Annotated in this window: 15 protein-coding genes and 4 pseudogenes; 12 read left to right on the forward strand and 7 right to left on the reverse strand. The window is 74.3% G+C overall.

Annotation, left to right across the window (positions count from 1 at the left end):
* The first annotated feature begins 2 nt into the window (after nt 1-2).
* Nucleotides 3-1,331 (forward strand): adenosylhomocysteinase, encoded by a 1,329-nt coding sequence (ahcY, locus tag UK82_RS07045; protein ID WP_199865361.1) that lies wholly within the window; start codon nt 3-5, stop codon nt 1,329-1,331.
* Between the two features lie 53 nt (nt 1,332-1,384).
* Here ahcY and UK82_RS07050 read toward each other — a convergent pair whose 3' ends face one another.
* Complete coding sequence (locus tag UK82_RS07050; RefSeq protein WP_055406664.1) at nt 1,385-2,365, reverse strand: RDD family protein; 981 nt, start codon at nt 2,363-2,365, stop codon at nt 1,385-1,387.
* Nucleotides 2,366-3,040: 675 nt separating this feature from the next.
* On the opposite strand from UK82_RS07050, the gene UK82_RS07055 reads away from it, so the two are divergent.
* The 8 genes and pseudogenes from UK82_RS07055 to UK82_RS36350 form a co-directional block, all read left to right on the forward strand.
* Nucleotides 3,041-3,736, forward strand: coding sequence for a response regulator (locus UK82_RS07055; protein ID WP_055406753.1), 696 nt, complete (start codon nt 3,041-3,043; stop codon nt 3,734-3,736).
* 413 nt (nt 3,737-4,149) lie between these two features.
* Nucleotides 4,150-5,481 (forward strand): beta-ketoacyl synthase N-terminal-like domain-containing protein, encoded by a 1,332-nt coding sequence (locus tag UK82_RS07060; RefSeq protein ID WP_055406754.1) that lies wholly within the window; start codon nt 4,150-4,152, stop codon nt 5,479-5,481.
* Nucleotides 5,482-5,657: 176 nt separating this feature from the next.
* Nucleotides 5,658-6,899: polyketide synthase (locus tag UK82_RS36330; protein ID WP_236705604.1), on the forward strand; the 1,242-nt coding region annotated here is incomplete at its 3' end.
* A 1-nt stretch (nt 6,900) separates the two neighbouring features.
* Nucleotides 6,901-8,222: pseudogene (locus UK82_RS42410) on the forward strand (acyltransferase domain-containing protein); the annotation flags it as partial.
* A gap of 1 nt (nt 8,223) precedes the next feature.
* Nucleotides 8,224-12,383, forward strand: a pseudogene (locus UK82_RS36340) (KR domain-containing protein); the annotation flags it as partial.
* A gap of 109 nt (nt 12,384-12,492) precedes the next feature.
* A complete protein-coding gene (locus UK82_RS07070) occupies nt 12,493-13,503 on the forward strand; it encodes a stage II sporulation protein M (protein ID WP_044884620.1) in 1,011 nt (336 codons plus the stop codon).
* A 71-nt stretch (nt 13,504-13,574) separates the two neighbouring features.
* On the forward strand, nt 13,575-13,813 hold a 239-nt coding region (locus UK82_RS36345), incomplete at its 3' end, for a TIGR03618 family F420-dependent PPOX class oxidoreductase (protein WP_236705605.1).
* Between the two features lies 1 nt (nt 13,814).
* Nucleotides 13,815-14,054: pseudogene (locus tag UK82_RS36350) on the forward strand (PPOX class F420-dependent oxidoreductase); the annotation flags it as partial.
* A 131-nt stretch (nt 14,055-14,185) separates the two neighbouring features.
* Here UK82_RS36350 and UK82_RS07080 read toward each other — a convergent pair.
* A complete protein-coding gene (locus UK82_RS07080; RefSeq protein WP_044884618.1) occupies nt 14,186-14,566 on the reverse strand; it encodes a VOC family protein in 381 nt (126 codons plus the stop codon).
* Nucleotides 14,567-14,750: 184 nt separating this feature from the next.
* On the opposite strand from UK82_RS07080, the gene UK82_RS07085 reads away from it, so the two are divergent.
* From UK82_RS07085 to UK82_RS36355, 3 genes and pseudogenes are all read left to right on the forward strand, one after another.
* A partial coding sequence (locus UK82_RS07085) for an alkene reductase (protein WP_255354255.1) occupies nt 14,751-15,880 on the forward strand: 1,130 nt, incomplete at its 3' end.
* Between the two features lie 83 nt (nt 15,881-15,963).
* Entirely contained in the window at nt 15,964-16,386 is a 423-nt protein-coding gene (locus UK82_RS07090; RefSeq protein WP_055406666.1) for a nitroreductase family deazaflavin-dependent oxidoreductase, read from the forward strand.
* A gap of 120 nt (nt 16,387-16,506) precedes the next feature.
* A pseudogene (locus UK82_RS36355) lies at nt 16,507-16,647 on the forward strand (DUF5990 family protein); the annotation flags it as partial.
* On the opposite strand, the gene UK82_RS07095 reads toward UK82_RS36355, so the two are convergent.
* From UK82_RS07095 to UK82_RS07115, 5 genes are all read right to left on the reverse strand, one after another.
* Complete coding sequence (locus tag UK82_RS07095) at nt 16,619-17,914, reverse strand: DUF58 domain-containing protein (protein ID WP_044884615.1); 1,296 nt, start codon at nt 17,912-17,914, stop codon at nt 16,619-16,621. The pseudogene UK82_RS36355 and the gene UK82_RS07095 sit on opposite strands and share 29 nt — an antisense overlap.
* A 5-nt stretch (nt 17,915-17,919) precedes the next feature.
* On the reverse strand, nt 17,920-18,909 hold the full coding sequence (locus UK82_RS07100) for a MoxR family ATPase (RefSeq protein WP_055406667.1): 990 nt from the start codon (nt 18,907-18,909) through the stop codon (nt 17,920-17,922).
* A gap of 302 nt (nt 18,910-19,211) precedes the next feature.
* Nucleotides 19,212-20,633, reverse strand: coding sequence for a DUF4350 domain-containing protein (locus UK82_RS07105; RefSeq protein WP_055406668.1), 1,422 nt, complete (start codon nt 20,631-20,633; stop codon nt 19,212-19,214).
* On the reverse strand, nt 20,630-21,308 hold a 679-nt coding region (locus tag UK82_RS07110; protein WP_236705606.1), incomplete at its 5' end, for a DUF4129 domain-containing protein. The genes UK82_RS07105 and UK82_RS07110, both read right to left, overlap by 4 nt.
* A gap of 79 nt (nt 21,309-21,387) precedes the next feature.
* Nucleotides 21,388-22,470 (reverse strand): hypothetical protein, encoded by a 1,083-nt coding sequence (locus tag UK82_RS07115; protein WP_044884612.1) that lies wholly within the window; start codon nt 22,468-22,470, stop codon nt 21,388-21,390.
* Nucleotides 22,471-22,546 lie beyond the last annotated feature (76 nt).

Below are 22,546 nucleotides of genomic sequence, written 5' to 3' on the forward strand. Positions count from 1 at the left end.
CCATGTCCGATCTGGCCGATCTTCCCGAGCTGCTGCCCGACCCGTCCGACCGACCCGACGCCGCCGGGCTGCCGCGCCACGACGTCGCTGACCTGGCCCTCGCCGCGCAGGGGCGATCCCGGATCGACTGGGCCGACCGGGCGATGCCCGTGCTGCGCCAGATCCGGGAGCGCTTCGCCGCCGAGCGCCCCTTCGCCGGGGTGCGCATCGCGGCCTGCATGCACGTCACCACGGAGTCGGCGAACCTCATGCGGGCGCTGGCGGCCGGCGGCGCGCAGGTCACGCTGTGCGCGTCGAACCCGCTGTCCACCCAGGACGACACGGCCGCGGCGCTCGTCGCCGAGTACGGCATCGCCACCTTCGCCCGCAACGGCATCGACCGCGACGGCTACTACGCCCACATCGGCGCCGCCCTCGACGCCGCGCCGCACTATGTCTTCGACGACGGCTGTGACCTGGTCAACATCCTGCACACCGAGCGCACCGACGTGCTCGGCGGCGTCCGCGGCGGCTGCGAGGAGACGACCACCGGGGTGATCCGGCTGCGGCAGATGGCCGCTGCCGGAGCCCTGCGCTTCCCCATGGTCGCGGTCAACGACACCGACACCAAGCACATGTTCGACAACCGCTACGGCACCGGCCAGTCGACCCTGGACGCGATCTTCCGGGCGACGAACACGCTGCTGGCCGGCCGTACGGTCGTGGTCGCCGGCTACGGCTACTGCGGCCGGGGGGTGGCGTCGCGGGCCAAGGGTCTCGGCGCCGCGGTGATCGTGACCGAGATCGACCCGACCAAGGCGCTGGACGCGGCCATGGACGGCTTCCAGGTCATGCCGATGAGCGCGGCGGCCCGGCTCGGCGACGTGTTCATCACCGTCACCGGCAACCGGGACATCGTGCGTCGGGAGCACTTCGCGGTGATGCGCGACGGCGCGATTCTGGCGAACTCCGGCCACTTCGACATCGAGATCGACATCACCGCGCTCGCCGAGCTCGCTGTCGAGGTACCGCGTCGGGTGCGGCCCTCGACCGACGAGTACGTCCTCGCCGACGGGCGCCGGCTGCTGCTGCTCGCCGAGGGTCGCCTGGTGAACCTGGCCGCGGCCGAGGGGCACCCCGCCGCGGTGATGGACATGTCCTTCGCCGACCAGGCGCTGACCGCGGAGTGGCTGCACACCGCTGGGCGGGACCTCATTCCGGGCGTCTACGACGTCCCCACCGCGATCGACAAGGACGTCGCTCGGATGAAGATCGAGACGATGGGCATCGAGATCGACACCCTGACTCCGGCGCAGGTGGAGTACCTGAGCTCCTGGGAGCACGGATCCTGACGCGATGATGTGAGGTTTAGCGACCTCGGGGTGTCGAGTCTGACAATTTGATGTCAGGAGTGGGGTCGACCGTTCAGTGGGGGTGCCTGCCTGGGCCAAGCGCCGCCCGGACCGGGCGTGGGCGACCCGGTGCCCGTCCATGAGGCACCCGGCGGCGGGGGGAAGGGGGCCCGCGGGGGAGCCACGCCCGGGGGAGCCGCGAGCGGGCGCTGCGCGGCGAGCCTGGCGTAGGCCCGGCGGGTGCGTTCGGCGAGCACCGCCGACAGGTAGGCCCACCCCGGCGTGCCCGGGGGCGGCGGCGGCGTGACCACCGCGCGCACCTCGTCGACCAGGCCGCGCCCGAGGCGGTCCAGCGCCTGCGGCGACAGGGCGTGCGAACGGCTCAGGAACTGGCGGGCGCGCAGGGCGAGGCCGTCGTCGAGTCCGGTCAGGTCGAGCAGGGACGCCCACCCGAGCAGCGGCGGCGGCACGAACGGCGCGGCGCCGACGGTGCGCGGGACGCTCACCTGCAGCACCACCGTCCCGGCGAACACGTCGCCCAGGCGCTTGCTGTGCCGGGAGGAGATCATGCTGATGATGGCGGGCAGGCCGAGCAGAGGTCCGGGGCGTTCGACGACCGCGCCGATGAGGCCCCGGGTGAAGGCGTGCCGGAACCGGATGGGCCCGCCGTCGTCGCGAACCACCCGCAGGCCCAGCGCCATCTTGCCGAGGGTCCGCCCGCGACTCAGCGTCTCGCACGCCACCGGGTAGCCGAGCACCATGGCGAGGTAGACCAGCAGAAAGATGGCGGCGACCAGCGCGTCGTCCTCGGGTCGCACGACGAGCACGACCAGGGCGCCGAGTACGTACAGGATGTAGAGCTGGGCGAGCAGGTCGATCAGCCCGGCCACCAGCCGCGACCCCAGCCTGGCCACCCGCAGGTCGATGGCGACCGCCTCGCCGGTGACGATCGCTTCACCGGCAACGATCGCCTCCGCGCCCGGCGCGCCGGCGTGGCCCGCTCCGCTGGGACCGCTCCGGACGACCTGGTTCATGGGGCCCCCGGGAATCTTGGTGTGCGTGCGGATCTCACCATATGGTCTCCGGCGGGCATCGAGGGCCGCCCGTCCGGGTGATCCAGGACGGCTCCGGCGCTCCCCGTCGGCTGTCAAAACGGTCTGCATCGGCATACTACCGTCACTTACCGCATGCCCGGACCAATCGCGTCGGTCTACAAATCCTGGTTCGGTATCGGGTGTTGCGGGCGTAGTCGGCACCGGCCGTCGCCTTCTTCGGGTAACCCGGCCGGTCTGGTGTGCCGGCTCTTGACGGTGCCGCGGAAATCCCCTCATGATGCAGTGGTGATCTCTGTTCCGTAGTACCGAGAGAAAATGGCCGGCGGTGCGTTCGGCGGCTTTCTTGGATCTCTGGCGGGCTGGGGACATGGCGGTGGATGTGGCCGCGGTGCCCCCGGCCCGATCGGATCCATCATCGGGGATTTTGTGGTTCGGGCGATGCCGGGTTGTCTTCCGCCGGCGGACCGGACGGTGTGGGACCGGTGACTGCGGATGGGTACCGGGTCGGCGCCGAACCAGGCGCTGAATGGTCGACGGCCGCCGATAACCCGCGGCCCGGGTTGCGTCGGACAGCCGGTCGATCATGGCCGAATTTCGGCGGCCCGTTCGTGTTCGGCCGGCCTTCGCGTGCGGATTCCTTCGGAGCGTGACAACATGCCCGACCAGCCGATCCACACGTTGGTAGTGGAGGATGACCCCGTCCTCGCCGCCAGGCTGCGCGGCTATGTCGACAGCGTCCCCGGGTTCGTCGTCAGCGGGGTGGCTCGCAGCGGAGAGCAGGTGCTGTCACCCGCCCTGCACGGTCGGCTCGACCTGATCCTGTTGGATTTCTTCCTGCCGGACATGAGCGGGCTGGACGTGTGCCGGGCCCTGCGTGCCCGCGGCTCGACCCTCGACATCATCGCCGTCTCCCTCGTCCGAGATCTGGCCATGGTGCAGACGGCGATGTCCTACGGCGTCATCCAGTACGTCGTGAAGCCGTTCACCGCCACGGCGTTCCGGCACTGTCTGGAGCGGTACTCGGCCTTCCGGCGGCAGATCACGGCCAGCCCCGGCGGTCTCGTCCGCCAACGTGACGTGGACCTCGCCCTGTCCCGGCTGCGACCCGACGGCTCCGGCGTGACGCTGCCCAAGGGGCTGTCCGCCGCCACGCTCGACACCGTGGTCGGTTACCTGCGCGGGGCGGTGCGGCCGTTGTCCGCGGACGAGGTCGCCGGGGGCGTCGGGCTGTCTCGGGTGACGGCGCGGCGTTACCTCGAATGGCTGGCCGGGCAGCGCCTGGCGATCCGGACGATGAGCTACGGCCACATCGGCCGGCCGCGCCACCTGTACCTGTGGCGTCGGCCGTGACGTCCGCCGCCGGATCGGGCCGGGCAGACCACAATGACCTAAACAGCGACAGCGCCCGAGCCGCGCGCAAAGGTAGGTGTTGGCGGCCTCATCGGCCGTTTCCGTGACTGCGGTCGTCCCGCCTCCTCCATCAACCGTCGCCTTGCTCTCCTCTCGGGCCCGGCATCCGCGCGGCGCCTTCCAGGGAATGCCGCATCAGGCGTAGTCACGTCGCCGGCACCGGCCATCAGCCATTCATCGCGCTCACTGATCCGGCAGCCCGGCGCGGTGTGGACGGTTCCCGCTTCTGTTGCGTCCCAACCTGCGCGCCCGGCGCCGCTGTGCGCGCCGCGACCCATGCCTTGCCGACCGGACCACCCGTCTTGCCGACCTGACCACCCGTCTTGCCGACCTGACCACTTGNAGTGACCGCGATGGCCAGTGATCGCCCTGTCGCCGCGCCCAGGGAACGAGACGTGCTGCTGACCGGGATGGGATTCTGCCTGCCCGGTCTCGAACGCCCCTGCCTCACCGCGGACGACGTCTGGGCGGTGGCGTCGAAAGGTGTTTCCTGCCTGCCGCGGGGTGACATCCACTACGGCTCCGTCGCGCTCACCGAGGAGATGTTCGACGACCGGCTGCCCGACATCCCGGCGCTCTACCGCCAGCAGCTCACCCGATCGCACCGGCTCGGACTGGTCTCGTTCGTCCAGGCATGCGAGGACGGCGGGCTGGACTTCCGCGCCGGCGACCTCACCGAGGCGGCCATCCTCACCGGCCGCGGCAGCGTCGACGACAACGTCCGCGTCTACCGGGATCTGATCGATGCGCGCCCCGAGGAACTCACCCCGGCCGCCGCCGTCGGGATTTTCATCCAGACCCAGCTTGGGGTCACCCCGTACGACGTCGCGCTGCTGCAGGCGTCCCTCGCCCGCACCCGCGGGCCGAGCTTCTCGGTCACCTGCGGCTGTTCGTCCTCGACGATCCAGCTCGGGAACGCGCTGCGCATGATCCAGAGCGGTGAGGTGGAGGTGGCGGTCGTCACCGGCGTCGACTCCGGCAACGCGGATCTCGCCCGCCGAGGGCAGGGGATCTTCCTCGCCGCCGAGCGGGGCGGCCCGGCGGGCGCCCCTGGGTTCGTCCCGGACCAGCTTCCCTCCACCGACCACCCCATGCACCCATACGACGAGCGGGCGGGCGGCGTCGGGTTCGGCGAGGGGTCGGCGACGGTGGTGCTGGAGAGCCGGGCCCATGCCGAACGCCGCGGCGCCCGTCCCCATGGGCGGCTGCTCGCGCAGGCCACGACCCGCGACGGACTGTTCAGCCCGCTGTCGGTGGACATCACCGGAACGGCTCTGGTGACCGGGGTCCGGCGCTGCCTGGGCGAGCGGTGGAGCATCGACCAGATCCCCTACATCAACGGGGGCAGCGACGGTGACCCCAACGTGACGAACATCGAGGTCAACGCCGTACGGGAGCTGTACGGGCCGAGGGTGCCGGCGGTGCTGCTCAGCTCCCAGGAGGCGTGCTTCGGCCACAGCGGCGCGCCGGCCGGTGCGCTGGGCGCGGCCCTGACGACCCTGATGATCGCCAGGGGCGAGGTGTGTCCCACCGCCGGCTGCGAGCGGCCGGCGGCGGACCTCAGCTTCGACCCGATCCCGGGGACGAGCCCGCGTCCGCTCGACTTCGACTACGCGCTCAGCTTCACCTACCAGATCGGCGGCCTCAAGGCCGTGATCCTGCTGGGCTCTCCGGACGCGACCTGACGTCCCTTTCCTGATTTCCCGTTCCCTCCCCGTGCTTCCCGTTCCCTCCCGTCTCCCCGCCCATCGTGGCCGGGCCCGACGGGCCCGGCGCGGCTCCGCTGATTTCGCCATGTCTGTGTGCCGCCCGAGGCCGGGATGTGCCGTCAAGAGCCGTCAAGAAAGGAACTGCACCCGTCATGAGCGAGGCACCCGTTCAGAGTGTTGACGTGGCCACCCGGCCCGGTGAGCAGCCGGCGTCCGCGGTCGGTGCGGCCGAGGACGGCATCGCGGTGATCGGGATGGGCTGCCGGTTGCCCGGGGGAGTGGACTCCCCGGCGTCTTTGTGGGAGCTGCTGGTCGCCCGGCGCGACGCCATCCGCGAGCCACCGCCCGGTCGCTGGGTGGCCGAGGAGTACCTCGACCCGACCCTGACGGCGCTCGGCCGGTCGGTGCCGCGCCAGGCCGGCTACCTGGACGACATCGCCGGCTTCGACGCGGACTTCTTCGGCGTCTCCCAGCGGGAGGCCGACGTGCTCGACCCGCAGCACCGGCTGCTGCTGGAGGTGGCCTGGGAGGCGTTCGACCACGCCGGCCTGCCGGCGGATCGGCTCGCCGGCACCTCCACCGGCGTGTTCATCGGGCTCAACGGCTCTGACTACGCCGAGCGGCTCGTCGGGCGGCCCGAGGAGCTGGAGGGGTCGCTGCTCGTCAACGGGCCGTGCGTGGCCAGCGGCCGCATCGCCTACCTGCTGGGCCTGCACGGGCCGTGCCTGACGGTGGACACGGCCTGCTCCTCCTCGCTCGTCGGCGTGCACCTGGCCTGCCGCAGCCTGGCGGGCGGCGAGTGCGACGTCGCGATCGCCGGGGGCGTGGCCATGATGCTCTCTCCCCGGGCGTCGAAGTCGATGGTCCGGATGAGCATGCTGTCGCCGACGAGTCGCTGCCACGCCTTCGACGCCGCCGCCGACGGCTTCGGCCGCGGCGAGGGCGCCGGCCTGGTCGTGCTCAAGCGCCTCGCCGACGCCAGGCGCGACGGCGACCGGGTGCTCGCGGTGATCCGCGGCACGGCGGTGAACCAGGACGGCCGCACCGACGGGCTGAGTGTCCCCTCCGAGCAGGCGCAGTACGCCGTGGCGAAGGCCGCGCTGCGCCGGGCCGGCGTCGACCCGGCGGACGTCGGCCTGGTCGAGGCGCACGGCACCGGGACGACGGTCGGCGACCCGATCGAGTTCAGGGCCCTGTCGCGGGCCTACGGCGCGGGAACCCAGCGTTGCGCCCTGGGATCGGTGAAGACGAACCTCGGCCATCTCGAGCCCGCCTCGGGCGTCGCCAGCCTGATCAAGGTCGTGCTCTGCCTGCAGCATGCACAGATCCCGGCGAACCTGCACTTCCACGAGTGGAACCCGGCGATCGCGAGCGTCGAGTCCCGGTTCTTCATGNCCACCGACCTGGTCGAGTGGCCCGTGCGGGACACGGGTCGGGTCGCGGCCGTGTCCTCCTTCGGATTCTCCGGCACCAACGCGCACGTCGTCGTCGCGCAGGCGCCGCCGTCCGCCATCGACCCGCTGTCCGCCACCGACTCGCTGTCCGCCACCGACCCGCTGTCCGCCACCGACCCGCTGTCCGCCACCAACCCGCTGTCCGCCACCGACTCGCTGTCCGCCACCGACCCGGGGGCGGCCCGCGTCGCGTCGGGGCCGGGCGGCCCGGACGTCGTCGTCGTCCCGGCCGGCTCGGCCGAGGTGTTGCCGGCCGCCGCCACCCGCCTCGCCGACTGGTTGGCTGCCGGCGCCGACCCGGTTGCCGGCGCGGTGCGCGACGTCGCCTACACGCTGGCCCGTCGGCGCGCGACGGGACGCGGCCGGCTCGGGGTGGTCGCCACCTCTCGGGAGGAGCTGGTCGCGGGCCTGCGCGCGTTCGCCGCCGGTCGCCCCGCGCCGAACGTGGTGACGGGCACCGCCAGCGCCGGCGTGCCGCGGGACACGGTCTGGGTGTTCTCCGGGCAGGGGTCGCAGTGGGCCGGCATGGGCCGCGACCTGCTGGTCGTGGAGCCGGCATTCGCCGCGGCCATCGCCGAGGTCGACCCGCTGATCCTGGCGGAGACGGGGTTGTCGGTCCTCGACGCGTTGCGGGCCGGCGAGGAGCTGGCGGGCTGCGACCGCATCCAGCCGGTGCTGTTCGCCGTGCAGCTCGGGCTGGCGGCGCTGTGGCGGGCGCACGGCGTGCGGCCCGCCGCCGTGATCGGGCACTCCATGGGGGAGGTCGCGGCGGCCGTCGTCGCAGGCGCGCTGAGCGTCGCCGACGGCGCCCGGGTGATCTGCCGCCGGTCGCGGCTGCTCACCCGCATCGCCGGGGCCGGCGCGATGGCCACCGTCGGGCTCGACCGGCGGGCGGTGGAGGCCGATCTCGCCGCGACCGGCGCCGACCGGGAGGTCTCGGTGGCCGTGCTGGCCGCGCCGGGCTCGACGGTCGTCGCCGGAGCCGCCGTCCGGATCGACGAGCTCGTCGCGCACTGGACCGCCCGCGGCATCCCGGCCCGCCCGGTCGCGGTCGACGTCGCCTCCCACTCGCCGCAGGTCGACCCGCTGCTCGGCGAGCTCGCCAGGCAGCTCGTCGAGCTCGACCCGGGCCGACCCGAGATCGGCTTCTACGGCACGGTCGAGGACTCCCCGCGTACGGTGCCCGCCTTCGACGCCGCGTACTGGTGCGCGAACCTGCGTCGCACCGTCCGGTTCACCGACGCCGTTGCCGCGGCCGCCGCCNACGGACACCGCGTCTTCCTCGAGATCTCCCCGAACCCGGTGGTGGCCCGCCCGATCGCCGACAGCCTGACCGGTGGCAGCCGCACCCCGGTGGTGCTGCCGACGCTGCACCGGGACGGCGACGGTCAGCAGGAGTTCCGGATCGCGCTCGCGGCGGCTCACTGCGCTGGCGTGCCCGTCGACTGGTCGGTGCTCTACCCCGACGGAGTGATCGTCGACGTCCCGCCGTTGGTGTTCGACCGCCGCCGCCACTGGATCGACGCCCCCCTTCCCGGCCCGCGGACCCTCGCGGCGACCCCCGGCGGCGCGGGCACACCACCACTGCCGGGCTCGCACTCCGAGGTGCCGAGCGGCCCGGTGCGGCACCTGTGGCGTTCCGACGTCGGCACCGCGGCCGTCGGGTGGCTCGCCGACCACCGGGTGCACGGCCGGGCGGTGCTGCCCGGTGCCGCGTACTGCGCCTTCGCGCTCAGCGCCGCGGCGGAGGTGTTCCCCGGCGCCGGGTCGGGGGAGGTCGTCCTGACCGAGACCGCGTTCGAGGAACTGCTCGACCTCGACGATCACACCGACGCGCTGATGACCGCGACACCCCAGGACCCGGACCGGACCCTGATCGAGATCTTCGCCCGCAGCGACGGCACGGAGAACGGCTGGAGCCGGCGCATGTCCGGCGTGCTGCGGCGGACCACCCGGCCCGCGTCGGACGGGGGCGCGACGTTGCTCGACCTCGCCGTCGCGCACCCCCGCCGCGTCGGACCGGACGAGGTCTACCGCAACCTGCGCCGCCGCGGAATCGATCATGGACCCGCCTTCGCCGCCATCACCGACCTGCACGCGGGGGTGGACAACCGCGGAGTCTGGGCGACCGTGACCGTCCCGCCGATCGCCGCCGCCGGCGTGCAGGAGCTGCCCATCCATCCCGTGCTCATCGACGCCTGCGCCCAGGCTCTCGTCGTCAGCCTGCCGGCCGCGACCGAGCAGGGTCTGGTCCTGCCCGCCGGCATCGACGAGATCCGGGTGTTCGGGGACACCGCGACCGTGCGGTACGTCCACGGCTGGATGGAGTACCCGGACGGGGGCGACGTCGGCAACCCCATCGGGCACGTCCGCCTGCTCGACGCCGCCGGCACACCCGTCGCCGCCCTCGACGGGATGCGCTACCTCCACCACAGCACGGCCGACTCCGCCGCCGCGGGCTCCGCGCCGACGGAACTCGCCGCGCGGATCGACGGCTGGCTGTACGGGTTGGCCTGGCAGCCGGCCCCGCGCCTGCCGGCCGATGGGCCCGGCCGGCCGGGCCGCTGGCTCGTGCTCGGCGACCCCACCGGCTCCGGGCGCGACCTCGCCGCCGCGTTGGTCGTCGCCGGGGCGGCCGCCGAGTTCGGGCTGCTGCCCGACGCCGCCGACGACACCCAGCGGTGGGCCCGCGGCACCGGGCAGGCGTGGACCACCGCGGGCCGGCCGGAGCGGGTCGTCGTCGTCCTCGACGGACCGGCCGCGGACTCCGACGTACCCGACGTACCCGACGCGCTGGCGCTGTCCCCGGTGGTCGCCGAACGGGCCGTCCGGGCGTTGCTGACGGTGGTGCAGACCCTCGCCGGGCTGTCGGGCGCCGCGCCGCGGCTGTTCACCGTCACCCGCGGCGCGCGGGCCCTGACGCCCGCCACCGTGCCCGACCCCCACCGGGGCGGGGTGCGCGGCCTGCTGCGGGTGCTCGCCCATGAGCACCCCGAGTTCCGCATGGTCCACCTCGACGCCGACCCGGCCGGAGTCCTGCCCGCGGGGGCCGGTGCCATCGCCGCTCCCGGCGGTACTGGTTCCGGCGGTACTGGTTCCGGTGGTGCAGGCGCCGGGCGCGGCCCGTCGTTCGCCGCCGACGCCGACGATCTCGCCGACGAGCTGTTCGCCGCCGACGCGCTCGCCCCGCCCGGCACCCCCGGCCCCGTCGCCGCCGACGACGAGATCGCCCTGCGCAGCGGGATCCGGTTCGTCGCCCGCGTGGTGCCGACGCCGGTGACGGCCGCCGAACGGCACGACGCCGCCCACCAGTCGGTGCGCTACGGCCGCGACGGCTTCGCGCTGCGCACCCCCGAATCCGGTGACCTCGACGACCTGCACATCGCCGTCGCCGAGCGGCGCCGGCCGGGCCCCGGGCAGGTGGAGGTGCGGGTGCGCGCCGCCGGGGTGAACTTCCGCGACGTGCTGCTGGCCCTCGGGGTGCTGCCGCCGACGCCGATCGGGTTCGAGTGCGCCGGCGTTGTCACCGCAGTCGGCCCGGGCGTCACCGTCCCGCGCCCCGGGGACGAGGTCATCGCGGTGGACCTGCTCGGCGGCGGGGCGTTCGGCTCCTTCCTGACCACCGACGCCGACCTGACCATGCCGATCCCCGCCGGGGTGGACGCGGTGGCGGCAGCCGGCATCCCGGTCGCCTTCGCGACCGCCTGGTACGCCCTGCGGGAGGTCGCCGACCTGCGCGCGGGCGAGTCGGTCCTCATCCACTCGGGCACCGGCGGGACCGGGCTCGCCGCGATCGCCGTCGCCCGGCTGCTCGGCGCCGAGGTCCTCGCCACCGCCGGCACCCCGGAGAAGCGGGCCTACCTGCGCGGCATCGGCGTGCGCCACGTCATGGACTCCCGCTCGCTGGACTTCGCCGCGCAGGCGCGCGCGGCGACGGGGGGCCGGGGCGTCGACGTCGTGCTGAACTCCCTGCCGGGCCCGGCGATCCGCGCGGGGCTGGACACCCTGGCGCCGTTTGGCCGGTTCGTCGAGCTCGGGCTGCGCGACATCCTCGCCGACAACCCTCTCGGCCTGCTGCCGTTCCGCAACAGCATCACGCTGGCCAGCGTCAACGCGATCGAACTGTGCCGCGAGCAGCGGCACCGGGTGGTGGCCCTGCTCCGCGAGCTCTCCGCCGCCTTCGCCGCCGGCGACCTCGTTCCGCTGCCCGTGCAGAGCTTCCCGCTCGCCTCGGCCGCCGAGGCGTTCCGGTTCATGGCCGGCGCCCGCCACATCGGTAAGATCGTGTTGACCGTCCCGGACGACGGGCAGGCCGTGGCGATCCGGCCCGGCGGCGCCCCGTCCCCGGTACGGCCCGGCGCGGCGTACATCATCACGGGGGGTCTCGGCGGGGTGGGCCTGGCGACCGCCGCCTGGCTGACCGCTCGCCGGGCCGGCCGCGTGGTGCTCAACGGCCGGTCGGCGCCGAGCCCGGAGATCGACAAGCGGCTCACCGAGCTCGCCGCCCAGGGCACCGACGTCCGGGTGGTCCTCGGCGACGCCGCCGAGGCGGGGGTCGCCGAGCGGCTCGTCGCCGCCGCCACCGCCGACGACGTCACCCTGCGCGGCGTCGTGCACTCGGCGATGGTGCTCCAGGACGCGGCGTTGACCACCATCACTGCCGAGCAGTTGCACGGCGTCTGGCATCCCAAGGTGCTCGGTGCCGCCCGCCTGCACGCGGCGACCGAGGGCCGTCCGCTGGACTGGTTCGTGCTCTACTCGTCGATCTCGTCGCTGCTGGGCATCCCCGGCCAGGGCGCCTACGCCTCGGCGAACTCCTGGCTCGACGGTTTCGCCGACTGGCGCAGCGCGCAGGGGCTGCCGACCATCTCGATCAACTGGGGGGTCTGGGGCGAGATCGGCGGCGGGGAGATCTTCGGGGCGCGGGGTTACGAGACCATCCCGACCCGCGACGGCCTGTACGCCCTGGAGACGGTCCTCGCGCTCGGCCGCCGGCACGCCGGCCTGCTGCCCGGCGACCCGACCGCCTGGATACCGCCGGCCGGTCGTCCGCTGTCGGTGTTCCGGGCCATCCTCCGGGCCGATGGTGCGCAGGAGGCCGAACACGACGGTCCGACCGACATCCGGGCGAGACTGCGGGCCGTGGCGGCGGGGGTGCCCCGGCGGACGCTGTTCGAGGAGTACCTGGGCGAGCATCTGCGGGTGGTGCTGCGGCTGAGCCAGAGCACGCTCGATCCGGACACGCCGCTGCGCTCGTTCGGCTTCGACTCGCTGCTCGCCCTCGAGCTGCGCTCCCGGCTGGAACCCGCGCTCGGCATCACTCTGCCCGGCAACTTCATCTGGAAGTACCCGACGATCACGGCCCTCGCCACCGGCCTCGCGGACTTCGCCGACCTGGCCCTCGACGGCGGCGACGGGTCCTGACGGGACGGCGGTGCCCCGGCCGGTCCCCGGCCGGTGCCACGGGTGGTGCCACGGGTGGTGGCGGCGGGAAGTCCCGGCGTCACCACCCGTCTGCGAGGATGGGACCGCCATGGATCTCGATGCGTTCGTCGCCGTGCACCGCCCGGAGTGGATCCGGCTCGGCCGGCTCGTCGACCGGGCCGGCCGGCCGCGCCGGATGAGCGCCGACGAGCTCGACGAGCTGGTCGAGCTCTACCAGCGGGCCGCGACCCACCTGTCGGTGATTCGTACCCGTTCCTACGACACCAGCCTCGTCGACGACCTCACCACCCTGGTGACCCGTGCCCGCGCGGCGGTGGGCGGGGCGCCCGACCCCGGGTGGCACGTCGTCGGCCGGTTCTTCGCCGTGACCTTCCCGCTGGCCGTCTACGAACGCCGCCGCTGGGTGCTCGCCACCGCGCTCGGCTCGGTGCTCGTCGCGCTGGCCGTCGGGCTCTGGATCGCCAACGACGCCGAGGCGCAGGCCAACCTGGCCCCGCCGAGCGCGGTCGCCAAGCTGTGTCGCTCCGACTTCGCGTCGTACTACACGGAGAACCCGGCTCCCTCGTTCGCCAGCCAGGTCTGGACGAACAACGCCTGGGTCTCGGCGACGGCGGTCGCCGCCGGCGCGCTGCTCGGCCTGCCGACCCTGCTGGTGCTGCTGATGAACGCGGTGAACACCGGGGTGGTCGGCGGGTACATGACGAGCTGCGGGCAGAGCGGCCAGTTCTGGAGCCTGATCCTCCCGCACGGCATGCTGGAGCTCACGGTCGTGTTCCTGGCGGGGGCGGTGGGCCTGCGCCTGGGCTGGTCGATCATCGCGCCGGGCCCACGGCGCCGCGTCGAGGCACTGGCCGCCGAGGGACGGGCCGCGGTGACGATCACGCTCGGCGCCGCGGTCGCCCTGGCGGTCTCCGGCGTCATCGAGGCGTTCGTGACGCCCTCCGGGCTGCCGACGGCGGTGCGGATCGGGATCGGCGCGCTGGCCTGGGCCGGCTTCGTCGCCTACGCCTGGAGCTACGGTTCGCGCGCGGCGGCGGCCGGTCAGACGGCCGACCTCGACGCCGCCCACGGCGCCGCCGACCTGGCCCCCGTGGCCTGAACCCGCCCCCGCCGACTCCACCACGCTTTCCCCGGCGCACTGCGTCGCCCGGACGGCAATAGGCTGCCGGGATGAGTCCGACCGCAGCCAGGGATGTCAGCGTCGACCGCGTGGGCCTGCTCGACTTCGTCCGCCCCCGCCACCGCGGCATCCTCGTCACCACCCGCCGCGACGGCGCCCCGCAGCTCTCCCCGGTGACGATGGGCGTCGACACCGCCGGCGACATCGTCGTGTCGACCTACCCGGAGCGGGCAAAGACCCGCAACGCGCGCCGCGACCCGCGGGCGTCGATGTGCGTGCTGTCCGACGANTTCAACGGCGAGTGGGTCCAGGTCGACGGCACGATCACCGTGGTCGACCAACCCGTCGCGGTCGAGGAGCTGGTGGAGTACTTCCGCTGCATCAGCGGCGAGCACCCCGACTGGGACGAGTACCGCGAGGCCATGCGCCGTCAGGAGAAGGTGCTGCTCCGGCTGCGGATCGACCGGTGGGGGCCGATCAGCCGCGGCGGCTTCCCCGCCTGCCTGCTCGCCCCGGCCGACGAGGGCTAGCTAGCCCGGGCCGCGGGCCCGCGCTCGGCCGTTCGCCGCCTGGAGATGGCCGGCGACCAGGTTCGTCACCGCCGCCGTGGCCTCGCGGTGGGGAAAGTGGCCCACGCCGCCGAGGACGACCCGGCGGTCTCCTAGAACCCGTGATGGACGGCCTCGACGTTGTGGCCGTCGGGATCGCGCAGGAAGACGCCGTAGTAGGTGGGGTGGTACTCGGGCCAGACGCGCGGCGCGTGCAGCACCTCGACGCCGTCGCGCACCGCGGCCTCGTGCACCGCGTCGACGGCGGCCCGGTCCGGGGCGCGGAAGGCCACGTGCAGCTCCCGGGTCTCGGCGTCGGCCGCGGGACTGAGCCAGAACGACGCCATCCCGTCCGGCCCGGACAGACCGACCACCACGGAATCGCCGGCTGGGAAGCGTTTCGCCTCGCGGATGCCGATGGCCGCGAAGGTACGCAGGTAGAAGGCGAGCGATGCCTCGACGTCGGCCGCCTGGACACCTATGTGATCAAGCATGGCTGCATGCTAGCGCCGCCCTCCGACAGTTCGGTCACGATCCGACGCCGTGACCACCGTCCTGTCCGGGTGGCGCGGCTCACACTCGATGCCACCGGGAAGAGTCGTCGGCGGGCGTGAGGTTCGGACTGGGTAGTCCGCGACCGCGCTCGGCGGGGGCGTGACGGTGACGAGAGGGAGTCCGATGACCACCGCCTTCGACCCGATCGACCTGGCCGGCCTGCACCTGGCGAACCGCGTCGCGATGGCGCCGATGACCCGCAACCGGGCCTTCGGTCCCGGCGCCACCCCGACGCCGTCGATGGCGACCTACTACGCCCAGCGGGCCGGCGCCGGCCTGATCATCACCGAGGGCGTCCAGCCCTCCGCCGTCGGCCAGGGCTACCCGAACACCCCCGGCCTGCACAGCGCCGAGCAGGTCCAGGCATGGCGGGCGGTCACCGCCGCAGTGCACGACGCCGGCGGAGTGATCTTCGTCCAGCTCATGCACGCCGGGCGGATCAGCCACCCGAGCCTGCTGCCCGCGGGCGCGATCCCACTCGCCCCGTCCGCGGTCCGTCCCGCCGGCCAGACGTTCAGCGCCACGGGCATGGCGGACTTCGAGACCCCGGCCGAACTGACCGAGGAGCAGATTTCCGAGATCATCGCGGAGTTCGCCGAGGCGGCCAGCAACGCCATCGCCGCCGGCTTCGACGGCGTCGAGGTGCACGGCGCGAACGGTTACCTCATCAACCAGTTCCTGGCCACGAACGCCAACCGCCGCACCGATGGCTGGGGCGGCTCGGTCGCCGGCCGGATCCGGTTCGCCGTCGAGGTCACCCGGGCCGTGGTCGAGGCGATCGGCGCGAACCGGGTGGGGCTGCGGATCTCGCCCGGCGGCAGCTTCAACGACATCGTCGTCGACGACGTGCCCGCCACGTACACCGCGCTGGTGGACGCGGTGCGCCCGCTCGGACTGGCCTACCTGCACATCGCCGAGAACGCCGAGCGGTCGCTGACCGTGGAGCTGCGCCGCCGCTTCGGCGGCACGCTGATCCTCAACCCGGCCACGGGTGACCAGCCGACCGGGCTCGCGGACCTTCCCCTTGTCGAGGACGGCACCACCGATCTGCTCAGCTTCGGGGCTGCCTTCCTCGCCAACCCGGACCTGCCGGCCCGGCTCGCGGCCGGCGGACCGTTCAACCCGGGCGACCGAGCGACCTTCTACGGCGGCGACGACCGTGGCTACCTGGACTACCCGACGCTTCTCCCGGTGGGGATCGGCGCTCCCGGCGCTCCCGCCGTGCCCGCCCAGCAGTCAACCGCCGCGGACCTNCCTGCCTGAGCCACAACGGATGTCGGAAATTCGTATACCGTCCGGACCCGACCAGGCGGTTTGACGAGGGGAGCGCCCACCCATGGCAGACACCGACGATTTCAACGCCCGGATCATCGCCGACTTCCGGGCCACCGGGGGGCACCCCGGTGGTCAGTTCGCGGGAACTCCGATCCTGCTGCTGCACACCACCGGGGCCCGCAGCGGCACTCCGCGGATCAACCCGTTGGTGTACGCCGAGGACGGCGATCGGTACCTGGTGTTCGCCTCGTACGCCGGGGCACCCAAAGATCCGGCCTGGTACCACAACCTGAAGGCGCACCCCGAGGCGAAGATCGAGATTGACGCCCGGACCCTGGCCGTGCGTGTCGACGAGGTCACCGGCGCCGAACGTGACGCCATCTACGCCCGGCATGCCGCGACCTACCCGGCTTTCGCCGAGTACGAGGCGAAGGCCGGCCGGAAGATCCCCGTCGTCGCGCTGACCCCCGTCCCCGCGACCTGACGGCGCCCGCCGCGACGAACGCGGCGGCACGAGACCGCTCGCGGAGAGGCGCCGTGCCGCCGAGCCCCGGCAGGCGGCCGGGCGGGGGACGGCCTGCTTGACCTGACCGGCCTGCTTGACCTGACCGGCCTGCTTGACCTGACCGACGCCCGCGGCCAGCCGCTGTGCGCGGCGGTCCGGCCGCCGGCGATCACCTGGTCGGCGGTCAGAGCCGACCGAGGGACTTCAGGGTTCAGAGCCGACCGAGGGACTTCAGGGTGAGGTAGGTGTCGGTGACGGCCGCGGCGTAGCCGGCGGGCGGCGCGTCGACGACCTCGACGCCGCGGCGGCGCAGCGTCTCGGTGAGCTCGCGGCGGCGCATCAGCGTCTGTTCGGCCGCTGCGGCGGCGTATACGGCGCGGACGTCGCCACGGCCGGCGGCGAGCTCGTCGACGCGAGGGTCGCGCAGCGCCGCAACCAGAACGGAGTGCCGCGCGGTCAACGTCCCCAGTGCCGGTAGCAGCCCCTCCTCGATCACGGCCGGCGCCAGCTCGGTGAACAGCACGACCAGGGATCGGCGCGAGGTCTCCCGCAGCACCGTCGAGATCATCCCGGCGTGGTCCGCCTCGACGATGGCCGGTTCCAGCCGGGCCATGGCGTCGGTCATCCGGGCCAGGTACGCGTGGTCGTGCGAACCGGGCAGCGTCACCCGGGGCACGCTGTCGTGCGCGACGAGACCGACCCGGTCGCCGGCCCGCAGCGCGACCGCGGTGAGCAGCAGCGCGGCGTCGAGCGCATGGTCCAGCCTGGGGACGTCGCCGACCCGCCCGGCGGAGGTCCGCCCGGTGTCGAGCACGCAGACCACCCGCCGGTCCCGCTCCGGCCGGAAGGTCCGGACCACCACCGCTCCGCGTCGGGCGGTGCCCCGCCAGTCGATCAGGCGGACGTCGTCGCCGATCACATAGTCGCGCAGGCTGTCGAACTCCGAGCCGGCGCCGGCCCCGCGGATCGCGACCTCGCCCTCGACCTCCCGCAGCCGGGCCAGCGCCGCGGGCAGGTGCCGGCGCGACGTGAACGGCGGCAGCACCCGGACCCGCCACGGAGACTGGTGGCGGCCCTGCCGGCCGGCGAGGCCGAGCGGACCGACGGAACGCACCGTGATCCGGAACGGCTCCCGGTCGCCGCGCCGCGTCGGATACAGCGTCGTCTCCAGGAAGCGCCGTTCCCCGGCGGGGACGACCACCCGGTGCTCCCGCGGCCGGGCGCCCGCGGACGGTGGCCAGGCGTCGCGGACCCGGGCCCGCACCGGCCGGCCACCGCCGTTGGCGATCCCGAGTACGAGGGGGACGGGCTGGCCCAGCCGGGCGGCCGTCGGCCCCGACCGGGTGAACTCCAGCGTGCGGACCCCGCCGGCCAGCGTCAGGTCGACCCCGACGAGCGCCACGATCACCACGTCGACGACCAGCATCGTCAGGCCGGGCGCGGGGGAGAGCAGGACGACCAGCGCCCCGAACAGGGCCAGCGCGACGGCGCGCCCGGTGATCGCCACCGGCCCTACCGGGGCACCGGGACGGTGGCCAGCACCTGTTCCAGCACGACGTCCGCGGTCACTCCGTCGAGTTCGGCCTCGGGCCGCAGGCTGATCCGGTGGCGCAGCGTGGCCCGGGCCAGGGCCTTGACGTCGTCGGGGGTCGCGTAGCCGCGTCCCGACAGCCACGCCCAGGCCCGCGTGGTCGCCAGCAGCGCGGTGGCCCCGCGCGGCGACACCCCGAGCTGCACACTCGGCGCCACCCGGGTCGCCCGCGCCAGGTCGACGATGTACGCCAGCACCTCCGGGTGCACCGCGACGGCGAGCACCGCCGCGCGCGCCGCGGCCAGCTCCGCCGGGCCCGCGACCGGCCGCACTCCGGCCGCGGCCAGGTCCGTCGGGTCGAAGCCGCCGGCGTGGTGGGCCAGCACCCGGATCTCGTCGTCGCGTGGCGGCAGCGGCAGCGTCACCTTGACCAGGAACCGGTCGAGCTGCGCCTCGGGCAGCGGGTAGGTGCCCTCGTGCTCGATGGGGTTCTGGGTCGCCAGGACGGCGAACGGAGTGGGCAGCGGCCGGGGCGTTCCCTCCACGCTGACCTGCCGTTCCTCCATCACCTCCAGCAGGGCCGCCTGGGTCTTCGGTGGCGTCCGGTTGATCTCGTCGGCAAGCAGCAGGTTCGTGAAGACCGGACCCTCGCGGAAGGTGAACGCGGAGCTGCGGTTGTCGTAGACGAGCGAGCCGGTGACGTCACCCGGCATCAGATCCGGGGTGAACTGCAGCCGCTTGGTGTCCAGCGACAGCGCGGTCGCCAGGGTGCGCACGAGCAGGGTCTTCGCCACGCCCGGCACGCCTTCGAGCAGCGCGTGCCCGCGGCAGAGCAGGGCGACCACCAGCCCGCTGACGGCGGCGTCCTGGCCGATCACGGCCTTGGCGACCTCGCCGCGCAACGCGATCAGCGCCCGGCGCGCGGCGTCGGCGTCGGGCGGTGCGGGCCACCCGCCCGGCCGGGCGGCCACCGGCGCCGGCGGGGCGGACGGCGCTGGCGGGGCGGACGGCGCTGGCGGGGCGGACGGTGCTGGCGGGGCCGGCGGAATCTGATGCGTCGATGCGGCGCCTGGCCGGCGGAGAGTCTCCTCGGCCTGCGCGTCATCCCGGGCCGGTGGTACGTCGGCTGCGGGGCCGACGTGCTTGCCGGGAGTTCCCGAAACGGCCTGCGTGGCCGGAGCGGGCTGCCCGGACCTGGCGGGTGGGTCCGGGGTCGGCGCCGCGGGCCGGGCCGGTCCCGCGGCGGTCGGCTCCGCGTCGATGTTCGGAGAGGTCACCGTCCACCTATCTGTCGGTCGAGTTCGTCGAGCGCTCGGGCCAGCGCGAGCAGCGCGGCGTCCCGATCACCCGGCCGTCCGGTGCCGCGCCGGGCACCGGGCCCATCGCCCGCCGCCGTCGGCGCCCCCGGCGAGGCGGCGTCCGGCGGGAGATGACGCGACTGGTAGCGGTCCCGGGCCCGCCCGAGTGGGCTGGGCGCGCCGGTGGTCTGCGGCGGCATGCCCGAACCGTACAGGAGCGATCCGATTTCCGAGGGTGACCGCCCGGTGCGTTCGCTGACGGAGGCCACGAGGGCTACGGGATCGGGTCCGGGTGTCCCGCCCGGTCCGGCCAGCACGGGCAGCCCCGTGCGTTCCGCCAGTCGAACCCGGGTGCCGGCCCGCAGCGCGTCGGCCGCCCGGTCGCGGGCGTGCGCGGCGGCGTAGAGCCGGCCGCGACCCTCCACGGTCTCCGCGGCCCGCACGATCACGGGCAGCGGCTCGGGTACCGGCGGTCCCAGCCGCCGCCCCCGCCACAACGCGAGCAGCACCAGTACGACGAGGGCCTGCAGGCACGCCCACCGGAACCCGGCGGGCAGCAGCTCGGCGACGCTGCGGGTACCGACCCCGCCGGTGGCGTCCGCGGCCGGGGTGATCCAGGACAGCGTGGGATGCCGGGCGAGCAGGCCGAGCGCGAGCGCCGCGTTGCCCGAACGGTCCAGCTCACCGTTGGTGAGGAAGTCCGCGGAGCCGAGCAGCACCAGCCGCCCGGCCGCCGGCGCGGCTTTGGTCCGGCCGGGGTTGAGGACCGCGAGCTCGGCCGCGTCGGGCGGGTCGCCGTAGCAGAGCGTCGGACGCATGTCGCCGAGATCGGCGCCGTCGGCGGGGGTGAAGGCCCGGCCCGCGCCGATCGTGACGCTGCCCGCCACCGCCGCCTCGGGCAGCGCGCACCGCGGGTCGGACTCGTCGCCGGCCGGCTGCCGGTCGGCCGTGACGATGCCAACGTCGAGCGCGTCGAGTACGGCGTCACCCGGCGCCACCAGCACGACGTCGGAGCCTCGCCAGACGCGGCCGAGCAGGTCGGTGAGCGCGTCGTGGGTCAGCCGTCCGGGGCGGACGACGACGAGCGTGTCCTGCCGGCCGGCCGAACCCGCGGGCACGGCGTCGGCGGCGGACACCACCACGCCGCGGGCGCGCAGGATCTGGGCCAGGGCGCGGGTTCCGTCGGACTTGGGCGAGGCCACATCCAGCGCCGGCCGTCCGGCCGGGCGGGTGGCCAGGGCGGTGATCACGAGGAAGCCGAGCACGATGGTGCCGACGACGGCCGTCACGAGGATCCCGCGGCGCACCGCCGGCGGGCGGGGCCCGCTGCGTACAGCGCTGGGCGAGGCGCCCCCCGGGCTGGTGCCCCCCGGCGCCAGGGTGCCGCTGGCCGTCATGCCGGCACCGCGAGGCTGGCCGCCGCGCCGTCCCGCCCGCCGGCGCCGCTTCGCAGCCGCGACAGCGCGGCGTCCGCGTCGACGAGCATCTGGTAGCCGGCGGCGGTGGCCGGGCGGCCGCCGTACCAGATCTCGCTGAAGACCTCCACGGCGGCGGCCAGGGCAGCTCGCCCGCCCCCGGCCGGGCCGGCGCCGGCCGGGTCATGGTCGGTGCTGGGCGTGCCGGGGACGGTGGCGGGCGGGCCGGCCGGCCCGCGGTCGGCGGCCGGGGCGATCTGGGCGACCTCGGCGACGAGCTCCCCGGCGGTGCGTCCGGGGCGCGGGTCGAGCACACCCTTTTCCTCGAGCATCCGCACGATCGCCCGTAGCCGGGAGCGCACCGCCCGCGCGTAGTCCTCGCTGGCTGCGTGCCGGTCGGCCTCGGCCCGCAACTGCGCGGCGGTCAGCGGGCTGGACAGGTCGTCCGCGGCCGCCTGCCGGGCCCGCGCGGTCCGCCGGACCGGCCCCAGCCACCACCGCAGCGCGACCGCCCCGACGACGAGCACCACCACCAGCGCGAGGACCCCGAGACCGCGTGAACCGCCGCCCGACCCGCTGTGCGGGAGGATCCAGTCGAACAGGTCCGCGATCCGGTCGCCGATCCAGCTCAGCAGCCGGTTCCACCAGTGCGGCCGGNTGTTGCCGTAGATGCCGTCCGACAGCTCGCGGTGCGCCTCCTGCCGGGCGCCGTCGCGGGTGACCGGACCGCCCAGGGTCATCCGGGCGTCCCCATCCCGGCCGCGCGGGCCCGGGCGGCCTCGGCGAGGGTGACGTCCAACCCCTCCCGCCGGATCCGTAGGTCGATGTACAGCAGCACGACGGTGCCGGAGACGATCGGCGTGGAGATCGTCGTGGCCAGCAGCTCGCCGATCCCCTGGACGATGTGGCCGGTGACCGTGAGATCGCCGTTCAGGAAGTCGCCGAACACGTCCGACGACTCCAGGATCACCACGGTGACGGCGGTGAGGATCGCGCTGAGCATGAACGCGACGAGCGTCGAGAGAAGCAGGATGCCGAGGCTGCGCCACCAGGAGCCGCGCACGATCGCCACCGAGCGTCGCAGGGCCTGGCGGACGCCGCCGCCCTCGAGGACGTACGCGGGCGTCGCCAGCCCCAGATAGACGCCCACGACGACCGCGCCGACCAGCAGGGCGACCAGCCCGAGTGCCACCGCCACCGTGACGATGACCGTGAGGGCGAACAGGCCGCCGAGGCGTGGGGCGACCCGTCGGACGGCCTCGGTCGGCCCGATGCGACTACCCAGCGTCGCCTCGCTCACGACCACGCTGAGCACGCCGGACAGGAACAGCCCGAGGATGAGGTCGAGCGCGAAGGACGCGATGATGCCCAGCGCCGACACGGCGGTCGAGGCGTTCTCCGTGGTGATCGCCACCACCGTGGAGATCGTCTCGACGACGGTCGCGGACGCGACGGTGACTCCGATCGTCGCGCCCGGATTCGCCCGGATCGTGGCGAAGGTGCCGTCCAGGATTTCGCCGAGGGCCAGCGGACGCAGTGGGATGATCCCCGGCTTCGGTGCCGCCGCGCCCCAGCGCCACGGCCCTGGCGGACCGGGTGGGGGCCCATAGCGCCCGGGCGGTCCGCCCTGGGGAGGCCCGTGCCAGCCGGGCGGTCCGCCCGGCGGGGGCGCGTCGACGGGCACCGGCGGTTGACCGGCGGGTTGGTCGGGGCGCCCCCACCCGTCGTGGGGTAGCGGCGCGCCCCACGACGGCCCGGCGGAACCGTCGCCCGGAGGCGACGATGTGCCGGGCGCGGCCCAGCCGGGTCCGTCGGTCATGGGTGTGTCTCCACTCGTCTGCTCAGGTCCCACGTCTGCTCAGGTCCCACGGTTGCTCACGTCTCGCGGTTGCTCA

It is taken from the genome of Frankia sp. ACN1ag, assembly GCF_001414035.1.
Taxonomy (GTDB): Bacteria; Actinomycetota; Actinomycetes; order Frankiales; family Frankiaceae; genus Frankia; species Frankia torreyi.